The 21650-nt window shown below is 38.0% G+C and carries 21 protein-coding genes and 1 pseudogene; 18 read left to right on the top strand and 4 right to left on the bottom strand.

Annotated elements, in window-relative coordinates; translation table 11 throughout:
- Positions 1–97: 97 nt before the first annotated feature.
- From MHH89_RS10395 to MHH89_RS10385, 3 genes are all read right to left on the bottom strand, one after another.
- Entirely contained in the window at positions 98–718 is a 621-nt protein-coding gene (locus tag MHH89_RS10395; protein WP_341087031.1) for an AfsR/SARP family transcriptional regulator, read from the bottom strand.
- 11 nt (positions 719–729) lie between these two features.
- On the bottom strand, positions 730–1632 hold the full coding sequence (locus MHH89_RS10390; RefSeq protein WP_341087029.1) for an alpha/beta fold hydrolase: 903 nt from the start codon (positions 1630–1632) through the stop codon (positions 730–732).
- 210 nt (positions 1633–1842) lie between these two features.
- Positions 1843–2085, bottom strand: coding sequence for a helix-turn-helix domain-containing protein (locus tag MHH89_RS10385; RefSeq protein ID WP_341087027.1), 243 nt, complete (start codon positions 2083–2085; stop codon positions 1843–1845).
- Positions 2086–2418: 333 nt separating this feature from the next.
- Between MHH89_RS10385 and MHH89_RS10380 the strand changes: the two genes are divergently transcribed.
- The 12 genes from MHH89_RS10380 (at position 2419) to MHH89_RS10325 (ending at position 11622) form a co-directional block, all read left to right on the top strand.
- On the top strand, positions 2419–3066 hold the full coding sequence (locus MHH89_RS10380; RefSeq protein ID WP_341087026.1) for a hypothetical protein: 648 nt from the start codon (positions 2419–2421) through the stop codon (positions 3064–3066).
- A 46-nt stretch (positions 3067–3112) separates the two neighbouring features.
- Positions 3113–4867, top strand: a complete 1755-nt coding sequence (locus MHH89_RS10375) for a copper amine oxidase N-terminal domain-containing protein (protein ID WP_341087025.1) — start codon at positions 3113–3115, stop codon at positions 4865–4867.
- Between the two features lie 265 nt (positions 4868–5132).
- The gene (locus MHH89_RS10370) at positions 5133–6230 is read left to right on the top strand and encodes a hypothetical protein (RefSeq protein WP_341087023.1); all 1098 of its coding nucleotides are present in this window, start codon (positions 5133–5135) and stop codon (positions 6228–6230) included.
- Positions 6227–6961, top strand: a complete 735-nt coding sequence (locus MHH89_RS10365; protein ID WP_341087021.1) for a DNA cytosine methyltransferase — start codon at positions 6227–6229, stop codon at positions 6959–6961. The genes MHH89_RS10370 and MHH89_RS10365 overlap by 4 nt, the downstream gene beginning before the upstream one ends.
- Positions 6962–7010: 49 nt before the next feature.
- On the top strand, positions 7011–7370 hold the full coding sequence (locus MHH89_RS10360; RefSeq protein ID WP_341087019.1) for a hypothetical protein: 360 nt from the start codon (positions 7011–7013) through the stop codon (positions 7368–7370).
- A gap of 105 nt (positions 7371–7475) precedes the next feature.
- A complete protein-coding gene (locus MHH89_RS10355; RefSeq protein ID WP_341087017.1) occupies positions 7476–7925 on the top strand; it encodes a hypothetical protein in 450 nt (149 codons plus the stop codon).
- Between the two features lie 172 nt (positions 7926–8097).
- Complete coding sequence (locus MHH89_RS10350; RefSeq protein WP_341087015.1) at positions 8098–8643, top strand: hypothetical protein; 546 nt, start codon at positions 8098–8100, stop codon at positions 8641–8643.
- 425 nt (positions 8644–9068) lie between these two features.
- Positions 9069–9617, top strand: coding sequence for a site-specific integrase (locus MHH89_RS10345; protein ID WP_341087014.1), 549 nt, complete (start codon positions 9069–9071; stop codon positions 9615–9617).
- Between the two features lie 75 nt (positions 9618–9692).
- Complete coding sequence (locus tag MHH89_RS10340; RefSeq protein ID WP_341087013.1) at positions 9693–9953, top strand: hypothetical protein; 261 nt, start codon at positions 9693–9695, stop codon at positions 9951–9953.
- A 34-nt stretch (positions 9954–9987) separates the two neighbouring features.
- A complete protein-coding gene (locus tag MHH89_RS10335; RefSeq protein WP_241933478.1) occupies positions 9988–10296 on the top strand; it encodes a DUF960 family protein in 309 nt (102 codons plus the stop codon).
- 212 nt (positions 10297–10508) lie between these two features.
- A complete protein-coding gene (locus MHH89_RS10330) occupies positions 10509–10835 on the top strand; it encodes a hypothetical protein (protein ID WP_341087008.1) in 327 nt (108 codons plus the stop codon).
- 196 nt (positions 10836–11031) lie between these two features.
- Positions 11032–11622 carry a hypothetical protein gene (locus tag MHH89_RS10325; protein WP_341087007.1) on the top strand — a complete coding sequence of 197 codons (591 nt, stop codon included), beginning with the start codon at positions 11032–11034 and terminating at the stop codon, positions 11620–11622.
- Positions 11623–11672: 50 nt separating this feature from the next.
- Here the strand turns inward: MHH89_RS10325 and MHH89_RS10320 are convergent, their stop codons facing one another.
- Positions 11673–11846: a hypothetical protein gene (locus tag MHH89_RS10320; RefSeq protein WP_341087004.1), complete on the bottom strand. Its 174-nt coding sequence runs from the start codon at positions 11844–11846 to the stop codon at positions 11673–11675.
- Positions 11847–11960: 114 nt separating this feature from the next.
- Between MHH89_RS10320 and MHH89_RS10315 the strand changes: the two genes are divergently transcribed.
- From MHH89_RS10315 to MHH89_RS10290, 6 genes and pseudogenes are all read left to right on the top strand, one after another.
- A complete protein-coding gene (locus tag MHH89_RS10315) occupies positions 11961–13469 on the top strand; it encodes a recombinase family protein (RefSeq protein WP_341087003.1) in 1509 nt (502 codons plus the stop codon).
- A 319-nt stretch (positions 13470–13788) separates the two neighbouring features.
- Positions 13789–15255: a DUF5677 domain-containing protein gene (locus MHH89_RS10310; RefSeq protein WP_341087000.1), complete on the top strand. Its 1467-nt coding sequence runs from the start codon at positions 13789–13791 to the stop codon at positions 15253–15255.
- Positions 15248–16351 carry a hypothetical protein gene (locus tag MHH89_RS10305; RefSeq protein ID WP_341086999.1) on the top strand — a complete coding sequence of 368 codons (1104 nt, stop codon included), beginning with the start codon at positions 15248–15250 and terminating at the stop codon, positions 16349–16351. The genes MHH89_RS10310 and MHH89_RS10305 overlap by 8 nt, the downstream gene beginning before the upstream one ends.
- Before the next feature lie 422 nt (positions 16352–16773).
- Positions 16774–18327, top strand: coding sequence for a hypothetical protein (locus MHH89_RS10300; protein ID WP_341086997.1), 1554 nt, complete (start codon positions 16774–16776; stop codon positions 18325–18327).
- Between the two features lie 127 nt (positions 18328–18454).
- A pseudogene (locus tag MHH89_RS10295) lies at positions 18455–18613 on the top strand (DUF255 domain-containing protein); the annotation flags it as partial.
- Between the two features lie 228 nt (positions 18614–18841).
- Entirely contained in the window at positions 18842–21418 is a 2577-nt protein-coding gene (locus MHH89_RS10290) for a glycosyl hydrolase (RefSeq protein ID WP_341086995.1), read from the top strand.
- The last annotated feature ends 232 nt before the right edge of the window (positions 21419–21650 follow it).

The raw sequence follows: 21650 nt of genomic DNA, 5'->3' as shown, positions 1-21650 counted from the left end.
TCGATTTGAGGAAAGTGAATTAGATCTTTTACATAAATTAACTCCCACAGCTATATGAGTGGGAGTTTTACAATCCTTCTAATGATACTTTGTTACCTCAATTACTTAATTCATTACAACGTTCTAATTTACTATAGCTCAAATACAAATCCCCAATTCGCTTCAACATCTCTTCATTATCTGGTTGAAAGTGAACCGTCCATTCCATATATTCAATCGCTTTAGTTAATTCCTCTGACTCCAAGCAGACCTCAGACATGAACTGACTAAGCGTAAAAAGTTTTTCTTCCCATTTATTACACAAACTCAATATCCAATCATCGGACAAAGTTCTTAATGAGTTCTTATGAAGCTGCTCAAACAGTTGCGTACAAAGTTGCTGTTTATGTATGGAATCCTGTTTAATCCAAGTTTCATCTAGCAGCTTGATAAATGCGGTTAAGTCACATTCAATATTTCCGCTTAAGTAAATATGATCCTTATCCAACCTTAGAAAGTTATATTCATCATTCTTAATGAGCTTACGCAGATGAGTTAAGTACATCCGTAAATTATGCCGTGCTTTTCCTGCTGCAACATCACCCCATAGATCATCACATAGTTGTTCTCTTGTAACAGAGGGATTCATGACCAAATAGATGAGAATTTGCTTGGCGTAGCGTTGATTCCAGCCTTCAACAATCAGCTCTCCATTGGCATATACTTGAAAATGATTCAATAAATCGACTCTTAATATGGTCTCAGATGCAACTTGGTTTTGTTCTTCCAGCCTTTCAAATAGTTCACTATGTAGTGCTTGAAAAATGCATCCTCACTTTTGGGAGATGCATTGCCATTCTGAAAAAAGTGATGAATCTGCTTGTAAGTTTCTTCAGGTTGGTCATAAAACGTCATATTCGATGAATTGAGAATCGTCATACATTGCGAATTCGGAATATAAGCGGTTTGTAAACCGGATAAATAGGTCGGATAAATGGGGTCAAGATCACCTGAAATGATAACTACAGGCTTGGTATTTCGTTTAAGATCAACAAAAATTTCATCATGAATGTCTACAAAAGCTTCCCAAAGCTCAAAATAGGTTTCAAGTGAAACCTTATAGAATCCTTCATATAATTGTGAAATCTCAGGACTGTCTGATGTATAAAGAGTGATGTTTGGAATGACATGATCGGCTAGTAGCTCTATTGAGTTATTTTGGACTAACGATCTTCGATGCTCTGTGAATTTAGCTGCTGTGCTTTTTGGGGAAAATAATGGAATAGAGTGCAGGCTGCAACCTAAAACCATTTCCGGTTTAAAAATTCCAAGGAGTACGGCACATATGCTTCCTGCTCCATGACCAACAGCGAAAAAAGAAGAAATATTGAGATGTTCTACAAGAAAAAGTGTGTCCTCGAATAGAAGTCTCCAAGTCAATTTATCTGGTCCTTTATCGCTTAACCCATGTCCACGCAAATCATAACGAAGAATATGATAGTGTTGCTGCAAATAAGGAACAATCAAATCCCATGAACGTAAATTCATACCCGCTCCATGGATAATCAGGATAGTGTCTATTTGTTGGTTAAGAGAATTAGAGTGAAGATATTCATAATAAATGTTCATACCATTTCGATCAATGTAAGGCATATGCTGTTTAGTTTCCTCTCAGCATCAAATCATAAGATTAATCGCTATTACATCTTATAACAGGTTTAAAGGAAAATACATACAGATTCATGACTATAGGACTATCTTTTAGTGTGGCGCTAGCGTAACGCTGCATTTTGTAGAATAAGAATAGTTATTGTCAAAAAATAAAAGCGACCATGCTAAGTATGCATGATCGTTTTTTTGAACTTAGTTATTAGGTTTTAAATTGTTGAGTTCATCTTCAACCAATCCTACTAACTCAGCAGCCTTCATACCCAGCGCCGTAGCAATAGCAAGTAATGAGTTTAATGTAGGCTGGTGGATTCCTCTTTCCAGCATGGATATGTATGTTCTATCAAGATTACTACGGAATGCCAATTCTTCTTGGCTCACCTTCTGCTTCTTGCGAATACTTTTTAATATCTGTCCAAAAATAGCTTCTGAGTTCAAAGGGATACCTCTTTTTGAACTCATTATCCTTGTGTTTATAACTACATTTCCACGGAGTATACTCTACAAAATGATGTAAACATCTATTTTTTTGTGATATGATCTGACTGGAAGTAGTAACATATACCAATCGAAGAGGAGCATGAATGAAATGAAAAGTTGTCCTAATTGTGGAGATCAAAAGCAACATCTGGATTCTTTGTACAAATGTACGAATTGTTTTAAGGTATATTGTTCTCGTTGTGGCAACAATAGCTGCCCACAATGTGGTAGCGGTGGAGTTACCTTAGAAATTGTTACAGACTAATTCAATTAGAGTGGAGAAGAACTGATATGGAACAGACAAAGAAGAAAATGCGAGGTAAATGGTTCATAATGTCATTGGTTGGCCTTATCTTGCTTGCTGGTGTCGTAGGTTATTTTTTAAATGACAAATACAATTGGATAAGTAGTGTTTCTACAACACCTAATTATGACTACACACCAGATCAATTTACAGCAATGGACTTATCTATCTTTGATACTAAAAAGAAAAAGCAAATCGGCTATGGAATGGAAAAGCCCGAGGTAGAGAGAATTATTGGAAAACCTATAGACAAAGGTATGGAATTTCCAGCATCGCATCCGCTCGAATCACTGGTATATCCAGATGGATTACAGATCGTCTACAGGCTTGACCGAGTCGTGGAAATAATCGTGTCTGCTGATGGATTGAATAGATATGTAACTATGAGGAACATTGGACTCAGCAATGGCCCCAATGATCATCTGGTGGTATATGGACTTAAACCGACTGTATCAAGTGAAGATTGGGATACATACTTGTTTGAAAAAATAAATAACAGCTTCAAAAAATTAAATGAAAATGCATATGCAGAAAATCAGGATTTAACGGTTTATCAAATTTCATTTCAAAGGGAAAATGGAAAACTTGTATCTATATCGATTTCAGATATGCTATTTGCAGTGAAACACTATTAAATAGGTATCTTACGATGTGATGTTTAAATGAAGGAGACAACAAAAAATGTGGAAAAGAATAAATAAAATGATAATGCTAGTATTGGTCCTAATATTAGCGGTAACTGCTATACCGCTAGGAGCATTTGCAGCCAGCAATGAAATCAAAGTTACAATCAACGGCAAACAGCTATATTTCGATGTAAACCCGCAATTTATTGATGGTAGGATATTCGTTCCTATGAGAGGTATCTTTGAAGCTCTTGGCGCAGACATTAAATGGGATGGGAAGACACAGACTGTTACAGGCTCTAAAGGGGCAACGACGGTTAAGTTAACGATAAATCAAAAGCAAGCATACATAAACGGCAAAATGGTTAATTTGGATGCTCCGGCTACAATCGTCAAAGGCAGTACTTTGGTTCCTGTACGTTTTATTGCAGAAAGTCTTGGAGCTGATGTGCAATGGGATGCTTCGACTAGCACGGTGATTATTTTGGAAGGGGAAGTTACGGCAAGCGATTACTATTACTTCCTATATAATAGTAAAAGTGTTTCTGCTGCTGACTTGACGGCGATTAAAAGCTACATTGGAAAGTTTCGCAGCACAAACAACATATTACTGGATGTGACAGAGGCAAAGGATGCAGTTGAAATCTACAAAAGGCTCCAGTCCGATTCTGTCAAACAATCTGGTAAGCTACTGGGCATTCAAATCTTTGGAGCTTCTGAAGATGTTCCGGCATTCAATTATTTGAGTAAAACAGCCACCATTTTTCCAGATCGGAGTATGAGCAGATTTGATTTAGTTTTAAATGGAGAGCCGTTCCTTACAGATTATTTCTATTCAAATTTCAACAATGATTCTGCTCAGCTAAAAAAAGAAATAAGCCCTTATGCGGTATTTGATGAAAAGACAGTTAAAATTGATTTTGAACCTCAGTGGAAAGTAGTTAGGCTTCCCCTTTCTAAGGGTGAAATTGAAGGTTACTTCAAACGATTTGATGAATACACTACAAAACGTAACGCTCAAAAATCTATTCCAGTTGTAAACTTCTCAAGTCCAACTTATGGGAATATCCCTGGAACGCCTGAGGATGGAGAAGATTTCCGAGATCCAAATGATGAACGTAGACTTCTTTACCAAAAAGATGATTACAGCTATGTCCTTCAACGTCTGGATAAAGAATTTAACATTTTAAAGAATTATCGTTTGTATGGCAACCAACAAGGCGACATTAAAGTCAAAACAAATGTATCTGGAGACTACACAAAGGATAACGTTGCTAAAGAAAATGGAACTGGAATTGTTGACTTTTTCTTTAACGGAGCAGGTAATTTCACTAAGACAAAATTCAAGGTAGTAGAAAGAGGGGACGAAGCGCCTTCTATTGGTTCAGATTCATCAGAAAAGATTATGACACCTGATACTGTAAACAAAGTGCTATCAAAGAACTATTACACTATGATTATGATGCAAGCAGAAGACGCTAAAAATCTCAGCAACAAGAGTTTAGTCCATGAAATGATGGCAAATGGTAAAGCTATTAGCGTATTTGCAGGAAGTAATAAGGTTTTACCAGGTGGATTAAATAATATTGCTCCCTTGGAAGATATGAAACCAACTTTATATTACTTCACATACAATTTTTACAAAAATCAAAGTGAAGGTTTAAATAGAACGGATAGTTATTTCAATGCTTCAAAAGCATTTGTAACTGAACTATTGAATCATCAAGATTTGAAGTGGGACCCCAATTTTGAGTTTGGGATTACAAATATTGCTTCACTTCATAATCTTGGGGTTATCGAGTACCCTTAATTATTTTAATGTTGAAAACCCTCATATTCATTGTTGTTGAAAGAAGCCGACTCAGTAAAAGAGTCGGCTTCTTTGCTTTGGGGCAGAGCCTGTGGAAGTTTTTCCACAGGCTCTGCCATTCATAAAAATTATCAAAAGAAAAATTTTTCGTTAAAGAATTTCGAAGAAGTATATACCATATGGGTGTTGTTTGGAGGATAGATATACCAATTTCCATAATTTTACAAATTTATCCCCGCACTAATAATACTCATGGAGGTACGACATGTACACAATCAATCAAATCATTACAGAACTACCTGAGTTGGAGATTCACCCGGCTGCAAAAAAACTTCCTATGATGGAAGCAGAGAAACTTGAAGTGCTTAAGGCAGATATTTTGCTTAATGGAATGCATAATCCTATCTGGACTATAAATAACCAGATACTGGATGGTCGGGCTCGATATGCAGCTCTTCGTATGATGGCACAAAGCAATGAGTTACATTTCGAACCGGAGATGATCAAGGTATGGACAAATGCTATCTCAGATTTCGATAGAGTTGTTCAAAGCTTGAACATACATCGAAATCATTACACCAAGCACCAGCTTGCTGCCTACGCTGTTATTCATCTGCTTCCAACGCTTAAAAAGGAAGCCACGGACAGAATGCACAAAAAGATAGCTCTGGAAAATATTCCAGAGGCTCAAAAAGGCAATGCCAATTATCTCGCAGCCCGGCAAGTGGGAACGAATGAAAAGTATGTTCAACATGCTTGCCAGATCAATGATTATAATCCAGCCTATTTGGAATATGTCCTACAATCAAAAATGAAGCTACAGGAAGGACTCAAATTGATTGCAATGAATCTGGAACAGCAGAAATTTTACGTTGAATTTTTAAGCGAAGGTAAGAGTTTCAAAAGAGCAGACGAGGAATTTTATAAACTGCATTCAGACGCTTGCGGCTTAAAGGTCAATGAAGACGCTTCTTTAACTGATGGTAAAAATGGTAAAGGCTCGTTTGATAATGGAAAGTTCAAGCCGAAGAACTCAAAAAAAACATCACAACATTCATCACGTGTTGTTCGTCTTGAACATCTTAGTTTTTCAAGAGACGATCTTTCTTCCAGTCAGCCCAATGTAGGAATCATTTTTCCACGGCCTGTGAATGAAGAGTTGCTAAACAAGATTGTTGAAATATTAGATCACAATCAATATGCAGACACACCTTATACCATATGGGTAACCAGTAAAACTAAGGAGATCCAAGAAACGATGGAGACATTATACGATCCTTCAAATGTAATTACTTATGAAGTGAGTCCATTTTCAGCCCCAAAACCAATCGATGAGCTAATTGTGGAAGGAACATATGAATGAACATGCTATCCCTTTTCTCTGGCATCGGCGGCATTGATCTTGCCGCCAAGAATGCTGGAATCAAAACCGTAGCTTTTTGCGAGCAAGAGCCATTTTGTCAGAAAGTACTTAGTATGCACTGGCCTAATGTACCGATTATTTCTGATGTCCATCATATAAATAAGGAGCTTTTACAACGTGCCAATATACCCAAACTCAATATCATATCTGGAGGATTTCCCTGTCAACCATTTTCAACCGCAAATCCTCACAGACGCGGACTTAGTGATGAACGTTCACTGTTCCCTGCCATGCTACGAATTGTTAGCGAATTCCAGCCCACTTGGGTTGTTGGAGAAAATGTTATGGGATTCAAAGATTTGGGACTCGATGCATTGCTCGCTGAAATGGAGAACATCGGTTACTCCGCAAGGGCGTTCATTATCCCAGCTTGTGGCGTCTCGGCCCCGCACAGAAGATATCGAATATTTATCCTTGGAACCAACGCCTCTGGCTTCGAATGGAACCATGATGTATGTCGGGAAATTTGGTGGCCTACATCGTATCCCGGAACTTGGAACGGGAGATTGCTGGTTAAACCCGGATTACCAAGAGTGGTTAATGGGGTTCCCACCAGACTGGACAGTCTTACCAAGTCCCGTCTTAAAGCGCTTGGAAACGCCGTTGTTCCTCAGCAAATAGAACCCATCTTTCATTTGATAAAAGCTATTGATGCAATTTTGAAAAAATAACCATCGATGTGGAACATGTTCTGCACGAAATAGAGGAGATCAAAACAGAATGAAAAAAAATGCAAATCATAACATCCATCCAACTCAAGGAGACTTCAAAGCGGATGAAGCGCAAATAAACGCTTTATTGTCTTATGCCGAACTATTAAAAATGCCTTATAGTTTTACCATTCTTCAAAACTCGCCAAGTATTCGTGAGGTTCAAATTCATATGTCTTCACTATCCCATGATATGGAACTATCAGCTTCTTTCCTATGTGAAGAAAGTCGGGGCCAGGAGTTTGAAATAGACTTTAAGAGAGTAGAAGTGATGTTTGATTTTGCTGGTGTCCAGCATATTCGCTTTTATTCTATGCCCAATTCAGTTAAATCCATCTTAAAGTTTATAGAGTTGGCAGGTAAGGAATAAGGGGAGCTACTTGCGATCTGGCTGTAAATATCAATCTGTTTTTAAAAATATAATCAAAGGATGCCTCAAGTAGGGGCATCCCATAACTAAAGTGAGGTTGAAATAATGAAACTGCTAACTCCATTTAAAAATGCATCACTGTTAACAGCGCCAAATAATGATGTTCTGGATCTTGTAAATCAATATATATCCAATGTTCCTCAGTTAGAAGAATATTTGGGTGAAATAGTTACTCTGGGTATAGGAATGATAACAGTCTGTAAAGAGATGTTTAACTCCAGACTTTGTTATGTGGAAGGGGAATTGTTTTATCGCAATGTTCGGTCTAGAAAAACCAATCCATGGGTTAGGGATTCCAAGCATTTCTCCGGTCTGCTCGTTTGGTTTAGAAATGCTTGTTTTCTGGATAAGATGACGACTCCTGATATTAAAGTAATTGTTGAACTTTGTCTTGAGACTGGTTTGATTCCTGAAAAAACTAAGCAAGAGTTTGAGGATATGATAAATCCGTGGAAAGATGATCCCAAATCAATCCCAGATGAATTCAATCAATAAATGAAATAGTTATCTATAATATTAACCCTGAAGGTAACGGTACTGAAATGGCTTAAAAATCATTTTAAAAAACACGGAAATGCCCCGGCAGCCCGATAGATGTCTCTCACATCGCGGGAGTTTTTCAAGCTGTTTTCTTAAATACCAACGAAAGAAGAGATGAAGTTATTAAATGCAGCACATTAAAGTACCTTATGCTTTGTTGGACTTGGATGTATCCATTCAATGTAAGATGGTTTATATGGCTCTTATGAAAGTACGTAGCGGCAGAAGGAAGCAGATCAAAGTTAAAATGGATACTATCGCCAAAAATGCCGGGCTACAAAACCGACAGACAAGTACACATATTGCTACGTTATGCCGCCATAATGTCATTTCCAAGAAACAAATTAATTATGAAGGTCATTATGGGTGCAATATCTATCGAATTGTGTGTGATGAAAGTAAGTTTGCACAACTTCCATACCCCATTGCATGGCATGAGCAATTAACCGCCTATGATAAGATCGCTTACTGTGTGATAAAGAGATACACCGATTTAAACAAGGGTAACTACACCAGCTATTTGAGTAAAAAGCAATTATCGGTGATGTTAAAATGTTCACCTAATCAGGTGGATAAAATTAAAGCACGCTTGCGGAAGGCTGGATTCATCAACTATACCCATAACAGCAAGGAAATAGTCTTAATATTTGAACGGGATTTAAACGCTGAATAACGGCAGAGCCGAATAAAGCGGGGGAATCCTAAAGAATTGATTGGTTAACCAGTATGGATAGAATAAGGGAAGAAGAGTCACAATGGATGCAGCGAGCTTCAGCTCGCTGCTACTATTTTGAGCACTGCGAGAAATAGTAGATATATAGAATAAGATATATAGAATTGTGTGCAATATGGGATTATTTAAAGTGCAATTAGGAATTATTACGATGTGAAAAGGTGATTATAAGTCACTTGAAAATGTGATGTAAACCCAATGTAACACAACTAAATAGTGTTACATAGGCCAAATGTCCACGAGGGTAGGCGGGGTAAGACATCTGGGTTCTTTTCGGCTCTCTGGAGCTTTGCCGTTTACGTCAAAAGTAACACAGTATATAATTATTATATAGTTAATTACATTAAGTTATTGAGGTGATTGGAATGGAATTTGTTGAACCTATCAGAAGTAAGAAACAGATTGATGCTTTGAAGAAGTATCTGCGCGGGCAGAATATTCGAGACTATCTATTGTTCGTGCTTGGCATCAATTCAGGGTTGCGAATATCTGATTTGCTTAAACTTCAGGTGGAAGAGGTATACAATCAAGATCGGATCAGCATTCGAGAGCAGAAGACGGGCAAGAGAAAAGATTTTCCCTTGTCGGATACCTGTAAAAAGGCAATTCTGGAATATGTAAAAGCAACAGGACATAAGTCAGGGGCGCTCTTCGCCAGCCGCAAAGGTGGGAACCCGATTAGCCGAGTACATGCTTACCGGATACTGAATGAAGGGGCAAGCCGTGTTGGCATTAAAGAAGCCGTTGGAACGCATACCTTGAGAAAGTCATTCGCTTTTCATGCTTACCAAAGTGGTGTAGATATTACCCGTATTCAAAAGCTGCTCAACCATTCAGCTCCGAGTGTCACTCTGGCGTACATAGGAATCACTCGACAAGAGTTGGATAATGTTTATTTCAATCTTAACCTATGAAGACGTTAACGGATGTTATATATCTGGTTAACGTCTTTTTCATTTTCAGCAGTACATGAAGGAGGTGCATTATTAGTGAAGCAGGTTATCAATACTAAAGGAACGAACATTTATCCGGGACAAGTAAAGCTCGTATGGGTTGCAACTTGCTCTTGTGGGAATAAGCTTGTACGAGCAATGAAGGAATCTGGTTTGAAGATGTATGTTGGTAAAGAACGTTTTTCCTGCAAACAATGTGGAAAACGCTTACAGAAAAAAGGACAGCATTATTTTAAAGGAGATCAGATGATTAGTCGGGAACAGGTGTGGGCGGCAACAGACTTTGATGAAGATTAAGGTACAGGATACAGGAGCGTAGGAGGAAGAACAATTGGCTGAATTCATAGGTCAGAAAATGATAACAGAACGAGTTCAATATGAAATTGGACAGCTTGTGCAGATGTATTTATGGGAATGCATTGATCGATTAAAAGAACAAATGACTATGGACTATCTTCAGATATTTGATTTAAAAATTTTGCCAAGCGGTATACAGGTAGTAACACATTCCATGGAACAGCCTTTCTATCGTCAAGCACACTATTTGGTTGATATGCCTATCCAGTCTCTTATCCAGAAAAAGATTTTTGTTATCGACGAAGAGCAATACGTGACGATGATGCTGGCAGAAGAGTACTAATTTAATATTTTTCAGATGAACATGCCTTTGCCAATGGACAAGGGCTTTTTTTGAGCGAGAATGGAGGCATAGTGGATAAACTGTAAATTCTTCATCTGGTGATGATTTACACTTCAATATTGAACAAATCTATTGGGTTATGTTCTGACCTACAAGATGTATGTTCATATGAAACCGCGAAAGTGGAAATAAAGTGTTTAGGAAGTGTCAATATGGATAATCAGATGTTATTGCTATTTGCAGATGCCATTCAGCGAAGAATGCTGATAAGCGTTACCTTTTTAACGAAAAGTGGACAGGAACGTATTAGACGTTGTGCACCGCTGGATTTAGCACCCAGTGAACGAGCGAAGATTAAATTCTACAAATATCATATGTGGGACTTGGATAGCCAGCCTAAACCACATTTACTCAGTTTGAGTCCAGAGCAAATCATCCAGATTGAAATAACCATACAGCCATTTATACCCGAGCAGATTGTAACCTGGACAAGGAAGAATTCTTGGACGATCGTTAGAGATTGGGGCAACCTGTCATAAAATATTCAGGAAAACTATATTTTAATCAAGCTTTATGAGCCTGTAGTGTAGAAATTCACTACGGGCTTTGTTTTGCCTTTTAAATGAAGATACATAGCAAAATAGTTACTATTTAAGCGAAAGAAACGGTGTACTAGGGTCAAGCATGTTGATAAGATCGACTCAAGGAAAATACCATTTTATAGGAGTTTGAGCAATGGCAAATAAGAATAGGGTTTCAAGCAGAAACAACCGTGGAAGTAATCAGGTTAGACTGGAAGGTGAACAAACGATGTCAGAACAGCTTCAAAGTGAAAATGAGCAGACAAGTATTGAGGCAGAAAAAATTCAAGTTCATGAAGAGACAGGGCAAGAACAAGCCCAACAAGAAGAGCCAGTCTCGGCCCAGGAAGAATCAACTCCAACTGAGGTAGCTAATGAGAATTTAGAGGAAAAGTCGATTATTCAAGAAGAACAGGAGATCGTCCCTGAACAAGGGGATGGCAAACATCAGCAAGAAGATACGTCACAGCAGGAAGCAATATTAAATGAAGAAAACACACAAGAGTTGCAGCAAGAACTAAATGATGGCAATGAAGAGCGGCCACTTGCCATTGAAGATATTGTAAAGCCGGGAAAATTCGGAGTAACGAACAGCCAAATGATTCCAGCCATTAAGCAAACGATTATGGATGGCTCAGTCGAAAAGCTGAGGATGCTTCGTTCCATGTACCTGTATTCCTTCGAAAATTCACTAAGGTATCTGAAGAAGTCGGAGCGAGAATTCATTCAAAATAATCTGAAATAGAACAAGCCGGAGCGTGAATGGGTCATGCGCTCCGGCTTGTTTTTATTTTGTTAAGTTTTCTGATTGTCTTGCGTAGAATGATGCACTTTGGGGAGAGGTATGTCTATCTCGGCCTCCGCTTGGACAGTTTGGCTCAATATCTCAACCACATGCTCATGAAATTGCCGCAACGCTTTGCCGGATGGCTGATTTACTTCTTTGATTACATATTCACATTTCTTCATAAATTTCACCTCCAAAATTTTACAGTTGTCATATTCGATGATGTGTCATCAAAAATGCTCAACATTCTATTTGGAAGGCGGCAAAATATTAACACGTTTGGAGTAGAGGAACTTATGGAAAGCAAAACAATTAAGCACGTAGCCGTCTATTTAAGAAAATCACGGGATGATGGCGAATTCGAAGACGTTCTCTCGAAGCATAGGGATACCCTTCTTGCCTTGGTCGAGAATCGAAATTGGACCTATAGGCTATATGAAGAAGTGGCCTCTGGTGAAAAGATCGAGTCCCGTAAGGAAATGCAGAAGTTACTTCGATATGTTGAAGACCAGCTTTATGATGGGGTAGTGGTCATGGATATTGACCGTTTAGGGCGTGGAGAAAATAAGGATTGGGCACTCATAAAAGATACGTTTTTGAACTCAGAGACGGTAATCATTACACCGAACAAGATATACGATCTGGAAATAGATAATGACGATGTATCCTTTGACTTCATGTCAATTTTTGCCCGAATAGAGTACAAAACGATTAAGCGAAGAATGAAGCAGGGCAAAGAGGCTGGAGCGAAGAAAGGAATGTGGACAAACGGAAAGCCACCGTTTCCATACTATTATGATAAAAACACAAGGTCGGTACTGGTCGATGAAACGAAGCGTCCGATTTATCGAGCGATTGTAGAGAAATATCTTAATGGAACAAACCTTGGTCATATTGCCATTTGGTTGACGGATAACAAGATACCCACGCCATACAACATTAAGCCGGATGGAAAGAACAAGGGCTGGTCGAACATTACGGTTCAACGGTTGCTGGCAAGCGAAATTCATTTGGGTTACATTACTTATGGAAAAACCCGTTCCAAACGTGGACAGGTAGAGCTTGTACCCGAAGAAGAGCGGATTAAAGTCATGGGAACACATGAAAAGCTGAAAACGCCGGAAGAACATGAAGCGATTATGGAGCGGCTGCTTAAGAATCGCATGTTGAATCCCAATTCAAGACGTAATATTTTTCCTTTATCAGGCTTGCTTTATTGTGAAAAATGCGGTTCACGGATGAGATTTAGAGTAGGTGAGAATAAGAAGCAAGGGCAGCACTGGAGTGCATTGTGCTATCACCAGTATAAAGATGGCAGCAAATGTGAGCAGCGCGGCAAGGTAATGGATGTTGATTTTTTCAATGCTCTGTATGACCGAATTATTCATGTAGACCCAAACATTTTGCGAGAGATTGAAATGCATGGCAACCGATATAATGATACTCAGGTGATAATCGAGGTCAAAGAGCAGGAATTGAAGAAGCAGAAGCGGGCGCTGGACAAGCTGCATGAATCGTATGAAGAGGACATGATAACGAAGCAGGTATTTTTGGAGCGTAAAGCTGTTCGATCAAGGCAGATACAGAAGTTGGAGGAAGAGTTGAAGGATTTACGGAAGGTTGTAGTAGATGAAGGGAATTATCCGACTGTAGAGCAGATATATGATCGGATAGGTGAGTTTAGGGAGTTGTGGAGCGCTTCGGTGACGAGTGAAGAGAAGAATCGGGCGTTGAAGAAGTTAGTGGAGCGGATTGTGTATGATCGGGAAGGGAATCGGGTGGAGTTGACGGTTTGTTATAAATAAGATCAAGTACTTTTGAAGGTCATTTTCACTGACTCTACACATGTGGAGTGCTGTGTGTCGCTCGTAAGAACACAGTACTTTAGACTTAGAGCCACATTTACCTATATCAAAAGCCCAATCCTTTGTGAGAGGGCTTTTCGTTTTATAATAAGATTTATTAGCAAACATAACATTTCAATCTGGATTTGGTTTAGATATCCTATTATCGTGGAGGATATTAGAATTATATGTCGAAATATTATGTCGTGGGATGTTGAAATGGCATTCGAGAGATTTAGTTGAAAGTTACTTAAATTAATACGATTGTGATGTGATAGGTATGGGGAAGCAATTCAGCAAACTCTCTGATCATTCATTCAAAAAAGGTGTGTTATATACACCATTTAATAGCAATTTAGGAGATCAACTTTCATTATCTCCATGGGCTGTTGAGTGGTTACCAGAATATTTATGGTTGGCATTGATTCTAGAGCATTACGGCAGGGAAGATGGACTAAATTTAGTTGGCAGGATTGCAGGGGAATTATCGAAGATTGATAAGGAATTGAGCAATCCTGTTCTATCGAAGATTTTTGAGCTAGAACCTAAAAAGCAGAGGACTTACTACGAAGTAATATGTAAATGGGCTACTAGAGATGTATTATCCCCTCTAACAATAATATACCGTACAGATAAATATGCTCTTTTTTATGAGTATTTTTCAGACTGCGAAACATCAATAGATGAAAAAACTATTACCCTACAAAATGTAATTAAAAAAAATTTATTTCATCAAACAAATGAAGCTACAGATATTAGGTTTCTAATTTTATGGTTTAACGTTTTCGCTGATCGTATTCATTTTGCTAGAGGAATGGAAATAACAAAGGCATTAGTTGAGTATCCTAAACTATCTCATGACCATCCAGAAATGAGATTGTATCGCCCGCTAATTAGATCATCTGAAATGGCTTTAAGATTTAGAGAAGATAACGGAGATTTTGTAAAACGATTTTGGCATAGTCTGGGGTTATTAACAAAGTGTAGAACTTTTATTATTGATTATGGTGAACAGGCAGGTGGAAGTATGTCTTTTTTAGAGGATGCCGTTAATACTATCGATTACTTAATGGCTAATAATAAAGAATCGCTACTTACGGACGAGAAATTTTCTGTCTGCTTGGGTATAGCAACTTATGGACTGAAAATTTATAAAGAAGTGATTGAAAGTCAAATTGGAGATGGAATCTTAGGTAGAAATGCCTTAAGGACTATTACGGAAGTGTATGTGACTTTAAAATACATGTCGTTGAAAGAACAAGACCAACCAGACATTTGGAAAGCTTTTAAGGAATACGGAATAGGTAAGTATAAATATGTAATTCTCAAAGCTAGAGAAGTTGAACCAGACCTCGAAAAACACCACTTTGCACTTCCTGTACTAGAAGCATTGCTTAACGAAGATAAAGGTGAAGAATTCACTAATATGGACACAAGGCTATTTGATAATCAAAATGTAAGAAAGAAATTTGAAGCCATTGGTGAAAATGATCTTTACGATCTTTATTATGAATATGATACTAACTTCACTCATGGATTTTGGGGTGCTATTAGAGAAAGCGCGATGATTTTTTGTGATAATCCTTCTCATAAATATCATACTGTCCCCGACATTACTTTTGAGCAGAAACTTAGAAACGTGGAACATGACTGTGAGTATGTTCTAAAGAAACTATTTAATCAGTTATCTTCATTTTATGAATTTCCAGACTTCTTCATAGATAAGTATGGTGGTCTAGATGATTGAATTGAAGCCGATCGTTAAGATTCAAAAGGAATATTTAGACCTAATAAGTAAATATGTCGATTGCTTAATGGATGAAGAAACCACAAACAATGAACTGGCATATTTCTTTGAGGAAGTATCACTTTTTTGGCGTAGAAAATATGAGATAATTGACTTTTTTCTAAAGAAGATATGTACAGATGATAAGTGTAGTTTTCTTGCTGGAGCAATGTATATTGATCTGAGAAATGATGGGCACTATGAATTCGCACCTTGTGGGAAATATCGTATATTTACAGATCCTGTCTCGAAAATGAGAACTTTCTTTTTAACCGAAAGTACTGCAATTAAACAAAAGAGAGTAAGGGATTACTTAGTCAAGGTTGTAAATGATTGCATAAATGTCCTATCAGAGTACTCGAACTATTTCATAGTTCTACCCTTGGATGATATCTTTTCGGAAGATCAAGAAGATCGTATGGCTTTTTTGAAGAAGAGCTCATACTCGTTTATCTCTAGCCTTTTTGTTAACCCCTGTGTAACAGAGGAAGAATTTTTAGATAAATATCATTCCCTTATGGAGATAGAACAAGATATCAGAGCAGATTTACTTGATAAATTAATCCTCAATGATAAGAGTGATGTCTCAATTTCTCTGCAAGAGCGAATTGAAATGAATTTAAATGATACTCTGTCTATTGATGTTTTAAGACAAAGGATGGGGGATGCAGAGATTTTTTTAATGGCAATAGGGCAATTTTTCATGCAAATAATGGATATTATTCTAATAGCCATTTCATACAAATTAATACCATTTGTTAGATCAGATGTAGTATTTAATTATTTATTACTTACGTATCCTATGATATCGGAAGATAAAGTAGCTGTTACTCTCTTAGAACAGACTACCATAGCTTATATATTTCAAAAGATGTATGGAAATTATGATTTTTCCTCCATCACATTTTCTGATTATCATCCCTATGTTTCTGAGAATCGTATTATCGATTCTGTGATTGAAAAGTCTCGGAGTAAGGGGAACAGCGTTTTTGATTTGCAAGTCAGTGAAATTGCTTCACTAATACAACAGGAGTGTTCATCACTTTTACCTGCATAATAAAGAAAACAAAAAGAGCCACTAATAGTGGCTAGGTGATAGGCACAACATATACATTTGTTTAACACTGTCTACTTAACACATGTGAAGAGCAGTGTGTTGTTGGTTAAAAAGTTCTGGGAGCCATATTTATCTGCTTTTAATGAACCTCAACAAATTTAGTTCTATAACAAAATTAACAATTAGGATTTGCATTAATCAGTTGATATTTCACCACAATTTTTGTAACTCTTGCTATTTTGGCGGGAGTTTTTTATTAGGGTGAATTTCTTCCACATATCGTTAATTATATGTTTTAGCAGTATAATTGTGATACTGAATGAGTCTCTTTATAGCATTTAATGTTCAACTGGTTATTACCAAGCGAGTCGAAAATCCAATGACTGAAACATTTAAATTGAAAGTATAGGGAGGGATTGTCTATGAAGTTCTATGGGATTAAGCGAGAAAAGTTAATCGAGAGAATATATTATGAAAAAGCAAAATTTTATTCATTTCTAATGCCTTACTTCGAAGTCAATAAAGATAAAAGAGATCTTAAGAAGGAATGGTATAATCGGATATTTCAAATACAAAATAGATTTAGAATGGATATAAGTAATTCGATTCCTCCAGAAGGTTACTTTGTTCCTGTTTCTATTATTACAATCGAACTAATAGCTAAAGAAGATATAAAGCAATTAAAAAGTGGGATCAAACGGTTGATTCTAAAAAACACATCCCATAAATTCATGGGGGGTGTGCAATCTTGGAAAGACATTAATGACTCCATAGATAATTTATTTGATGAAAACCTCTTTTCTAATAATGCGTGGTTAGAATGCGGGCGATTTGACTTTGCTCAAAATAAAAAACTCAGTAATCATATTGACTACTTTGACCTAAAACTAATAAACTTTAGCACATCATACGTTGCAGTTGAGATTCATATTTATTTAGCAGATAATAGAAAAAAACAAATTGTAGATATAGTCAATCAAAACTATCGAGAAGATAGAGGGGTTGTTTACGAACATTATTCTCGAAATGCAAAAGTAAGCGGTGCGAAAAAATCTGTTAGTATTAAGCGATATAACAATAGTTTTTTGAAAAGCGAACTGTTAAGTGATTTAATTGTTGAATCAAAATGGTACTTATATAATGAACTTTCGAAATTTTTTCCATTTATTTTACATAAACATGGCATTATACCGCCAAGCCTGAACTTATATAAGACTAATTTAGTGAACAAACCAAAAGAAGATCAAGAGTTCTGGGATTCTATAGGGGGAAGTTGGCATAAAGGGCAGTTACTTTCTCCTACAGAAACTATATTTTTTGAGCCAAATGTCAGTTCAAGAGCCAGTGACCTCCAAAAAAATGACATTTTATTGGTTATTAATGAAGAAAATTATCCAATGCAAGAGGGGTATTATAGTTTTGATTATCAAGTAACTTTAGATATTTCTGAAAAAACATCCGGATTATTTAAATTGATTATAATAAATACATTAAATGATTTTTACATTTCATTAGGAGCTGAATACAGGAATAAAGTGAATAAAATAAGAATGAAGAGAAGATTTTTGAAAAAATTACTAAAGTTAAGATTCGAATTTGAATCTGATTTTATATTGTTTAGGCGAATAAATGGGGAAATTGACTGGGAAAAGGAAAAAGCTAATGCAGTAGAGATATTTCCTGATGATGCCGATGAATCCTTAGTTCATAAAAAATATAAAGTATTAACCGAGTTCCCTTTAGTGGTCCAAGAGAGAGTTGAAAAAGTTCGTTTAGATATTGAAAATATATTAGAACAAAAGCTAACTATTACAGGGCATATTAATGACTATATTAATTCATACAAGAATTATAGGCTAAACTTAGTTATGCTAGTGATTTCTGGAGCGACATTTATTTTTATATTATACCCTGAATTGGCTAAAAGACTGGCCCAACAAATAAACATAATTTTTCTATTTTTTAACATAAGTTAGTAAGCCCTTTATTTTAGTCTATTCTTCTTAGAGTATTTTTCTTTTTTGAGCTTACTCCCACCTTTTTGGACAAACTAACCCTAAACAATACTTTACCCAAATCCAACACAAAAAGAAGTAATGCCCTATAACACCTCAAAAAGGACCCAATAGATTAGCCAAAGAAAAGTCACCATATCTGCTGCAACACGTTCATAACCCAGTGAACTGGTTTCCTTGGTCGGAAGATGCTTTTGAAATCGCCAAGCGCGACAACAAGCCTGTCTTCTTATCTATTGGATATAGCTAGTTGTTGATTCACACGTACCTGTCATTGATGGGATGTTTGGGTGAATCAATAGTAAGAAGCTTCTGCCAAAGGAATTGGTGGGAGTTTTTTTGCATGTGGAAATTTTCTCGATTTGATAGATTTACAAAATATGGAATATATGCTATTTTATCTATGAAAGCGCATCCAAGAGATGGTATATTGAACTTTTATTTACCATATTTAACATAGGGAGGAAAGGTGGAAATGAAAAATTTGCTCAAGAAGGCAATCACAATGATGCTGGCATTTACTCTGCTACTTGGATTGATGACAGCGCCGCCCGTTCATGCAGACAACGCACTTTTCACAATTGAAAGCGAAAACGCTCAGCTCACCTCCGATCTTCAAGTGACGACCCAAATTTACGGACAGCCCAAACCCGGATACTCTGGAAGCGGATTTGTCTGGATGCAGAATTCCGGTACAATTTCCTTCACAGTGACTGTTCCGGAAACTGGCATGTATACGATCTCCACACGTTATATGCAGGAGCTCAGTGCTGACGGCAGGCTTCAATCTTTAGCCGTTAACGGCGTTACGAAGGGGTCGTATATGTTGCCCTATACGACCACATGGTCGAATTTCGATTTTGGCTATCACAAGCTGAATCAAGGCAGCAACACTATTCAACTGAAGGCTGGCTGGGGTTTCGCTTATTTTGATACCTTCACTGTGGATTATGCCGATCTTGATCCCCTGGATGTGCAACCTGTCCTTAGCGATACTCAAGCGACTCCGGAAACTCAGCTTCTGATGAATTATTTAACGGAGGTTTACGGCAATCATATGATCTCCGGCCAGCAGGAGATTTACGGAGGCGGAAATGACGGCAATTCCGAGCTGGAGTTTGATTGGATTCACAATTTGACCGGAAAGTATCCGGCCATCCGCGGATTTGATTTGATGAATTACAATCCGCTTTACGGCTGGGAGGATGGTACAACCGCCCGGATGATCGATTGGGTGAATAACCGGGGCGGGATTGCGACAAATAGCTGGCATATCACTGTACCCAAAGATTTCACCGCCTATCAGCTCGGGGAATTTGTGGATTGGAAGAAAGCCACCTATAAGCCGACAGAAACCAATTTTAATACTGCTAATGCGGTAGTTCCAGGTACGAAAGAATACCAATATGTACAACTGGCTATTGAGGATTTGGCGGAGCAACTGCAGATTCTGCAAAATAACAATGTGCCGGTTATCTTCAGACCCTTCCATGAGGCGGAGGGCAACGGCGGATTGAATGGGGAAGGTGCATGGTTCTGGTGGGCTTCCGCTGGCTCGGAGGTGTACAAGCAATTATGGGATCTGCTCTATACCGAACTTACAGAAACGTATGGCCTGCACAATTTGATCTGGACCTACAACAGCTACGTGTACAGCACTTCTCCCGCATGGTATCCCGGCGATGATCAGGTGGATATTGTAGGCTATGATAAATACAATACGATCTATAACCGCTATGACGGTTTGTCTGGTGTCCCCAATGAGGACGCAATTACCTCGATTTTCTATCAGCTTGTTGATTTAACCGGCGGTACGAAAATGGTAGCCATGACGGAGAACGACACCGTTCCAAGTGTTCAGAATCTGACAGAGGAAAAATCGGGCTGGCTCTATTTCTTACCGTGGTATGGTGAGCATCTCATGAGTTCCGCCTTTAATTATCCGGCCACCTTAACAACGCTGTACCAAAGCAATTATGTAATCACGCTCGATGAGCTGCCTGATTTGAAGGTTAACAATCCAATTCCAAGTGCGTCTATCACACCTGCAAACGTCGAATTTGATAAAAATGCCTCCAATCAGAATGACAAAGCCATCACCGTGAATTCAAACGGCAATACGTTAACCGCTCTCCGAGCAGGCGCAAATACATTAATAGAGACTCAGGATTATACCTTGAGTGGAAATACGCTGCTGCTCAAAAAAGCATTTCTGGCGACACTGCCGGTTGGTGAGCATTCGATCATCTTTGATTTCAATAAAGGACAAGATCCCGTATTAAAAGTGAAAATTGTCGATTCCACGCCAAGCGCATCCATTGCGCCCGTGAGCGCTGCATTTGATAAAGCGGCGAATCTAGCCCAGGATATTTCCGTAGCCCTTACCTTAAATGGACACCAGCTTGCAAGTATCACAAATGGAAATTCCACACTTTTAGCGAGTCAGGATTATACGGCATCAAGCGCTGCTGTTGTTCTGAAAAAATCCTATCTTTCCACGCTGCCGCTGGGACAGAATACCCTAACCTTTCATTTTAATGGAGGAAATAATGCTGTTCTTACAGTGAACGTAGCGGATAGCAGTGTTCCAGTACCCACTGGAGATTTGACGGTCCAAGCTTTTAATGGCAACACAAGTGCCTCCACCAACGGGATTTCACCCAAAATCAAAGTAGTCAATACCGGTGATTCAGCGATTCAACTAAGTGATGTGAAGGTCCGGTATTACTATACGATTGATAGCGAGAAAGATCAGAGTTTCTGGATCGACTGGGCCAGCATCGGAAATGCGAATGTAACCGGCAATTTCGTTAAGCTGGCGACTCCTGTTGCCAGTGCCGATTATGTTTTGGAAATTGGTTTCACGAGTTCGGCTGGAACACTTAATCCAGGTCAGAGCGCAGAAATTCAAACCCGTTTCTCCAAAACCGACTGGTCCAATTACAACCAGGCTAATGATTATTCGTTCAAGGCATCCAGCAGTCAGTTCATCAACAATGAACAGGTCACCGGGTATATGAATGGTCAGCTTGTGTGGGGGATTGAGCCGTAAGCTTTTAATGAAAAAAGGTATCTTTGTGTAATACAAAGATACCTTTTTTCATTTTGGGAAGAAGCAGGGAGTGCAATGGAAGAACCATTTCTGAAGTAGCCAGATTGCTCGATGATCAGTTTCTGGAGAAGGAAAAGCTTGAATTGAGCGAGATTACCATCGACTGTGTTGGCTATTTTCAGAACAGGAGCAAAGAAATTTTTGTTAAAATTAGGGATTTAGGTGCTTCTGT

Origin of the sequence: Paenibacillus sp. FSL H7-0323 (assembly GCF_038002725.1) — a bacterium.
Lineage (GTDB): Bacteria > Bacillota > Bacilli > Paenibacillales > Paenibacillaceae > Paenibacillus_AQ > Paenibacillus_AQ odorifer.
Note: the sequence above shows the minus strand (reverse complement) of the source record. Positions and strands in the feature narration are given on the sequence as shown.

Excerpts from the sequence above, each read along its gene's own strand:
- MHH89_RS10390 (WP_341087029.1), bottom strand. The coding sequence starts at position 1,632 with ATGCCTTACATTGATCGAAATGGTATGAACATTTATTATGAATATCTT.
- MHH89_RS10380 (WP_341087026.1), top strand. The coding sequence starts at position 2,419 with ATGGAACAGACAAAGAAGAAAATGCGAGGTAAATGGTTCATAATGTCA.
- MHH89_RS10375 (WP_341087025.1), top strand. The coding sequence starts at position 3,113 with ATGTGGAAAAGAATAAATAAAATGATAATGCTAGTATTGGTCCTAATA.
- MHH89_RS10370 (WP_341087023.1), top strand. The coding sequence starts at position 5,133 with ATGTACACAATCAATCAAATCATTACAGAACTACCTGAGTTGGAGATT.
- MHH89_RS10365 (WP_341087021.1), top strand. The coding sequence starts at position 6,227 with ATGAACATGCTATCCCTTTTCTCTGGCATCGGCGGCATTGATCTTGCC.
- MHH89_RS10360 (WP_341087019.1), top strand. The coding sequence starts at position 7,011 with ATGAAAAAAAATGCAAATCATAACATCCATCCAACTCAAGGAGACTTC.
- MHH89_RS10355 (WP_341087017.1), top strand. The coding sequence starts at position 7,476 with ATGAAACTGCTAACTCCATTTAAAAATGCATCACTGTTAACAGCGCCA.
- MHH89_RS10350 (WP_341087015.1), top strand. The coding sequence starts at position 8,098 with ATGCAGCACATTAAAGTACCTTATGCTTTGTTGGACTTGGATGTATCC.
- MHH89_RS10345 (WP_341087014.1), top strand. The coding sequence starts at position 9,069 with ATGGAATTTGTTGAACCTATCAGAAGTAAGAAACAGATTGATGCTTTG.
- MHH89_RS10330 (WP_341087008.1), top strand. The coding sequence starts at position 10,509 with ATGGATAATCAGATGTTATTGCTATTTGCAGATGCCATTCAGCGAAGA.
- MHH89_RS10325 (WP_341087007.1), top strand. The coding sequence starts at position 11,032 with ATGGCAAATAAGAATAGGGTTTCAAGCAGAAACAACCGTGGAAGTAAT.
- MHH89_RS10320 (WP_341087004.1), bottom strand. The coding sequence starts at position 11,846 with ATGAAGAAATGTGAATATGTAATCAAAGAAGTAAATCAGCCATCCGGC.
- MHH89_RS10315 (WP_341087003.1), top strand. The coding sequence starts at position 11,961 with ATGGAAAGCAAAACAATTAAGCACGTAGCCGTCTATTTAAGAAAATCA.
- MHH89_RS10310 (WP_341087000.1), top strand. The coding sequence starts at position 13,789 with ATGGGGAAGCAATTCAGCAAACTCTCTGATCATTCATTCAAAAAAGGT.
- MHH89_RS10305 (WP_341086999.1), top strand. The coding sequence starts at position 15,248 with ATGATTGAATTGAAGCCGATCGTTAAGATTCAAAAGGAATATTTAGAC.
- MHH89_RS10300 (WP_341086997.1), top strand. The coding sequence starts at position 16,774 with ATGAAGTTCTATGGGATTAAGCGAGAAAAGTTAATCGAGAGAATATAT.
- MHH89_RS10290 (WP_341086995.1), top strand. The coding sequence starts at position 18,842 with ATGAAAAATTTGCTCAAGAAGGCAATCACAATGATGCTGGCATTTACT.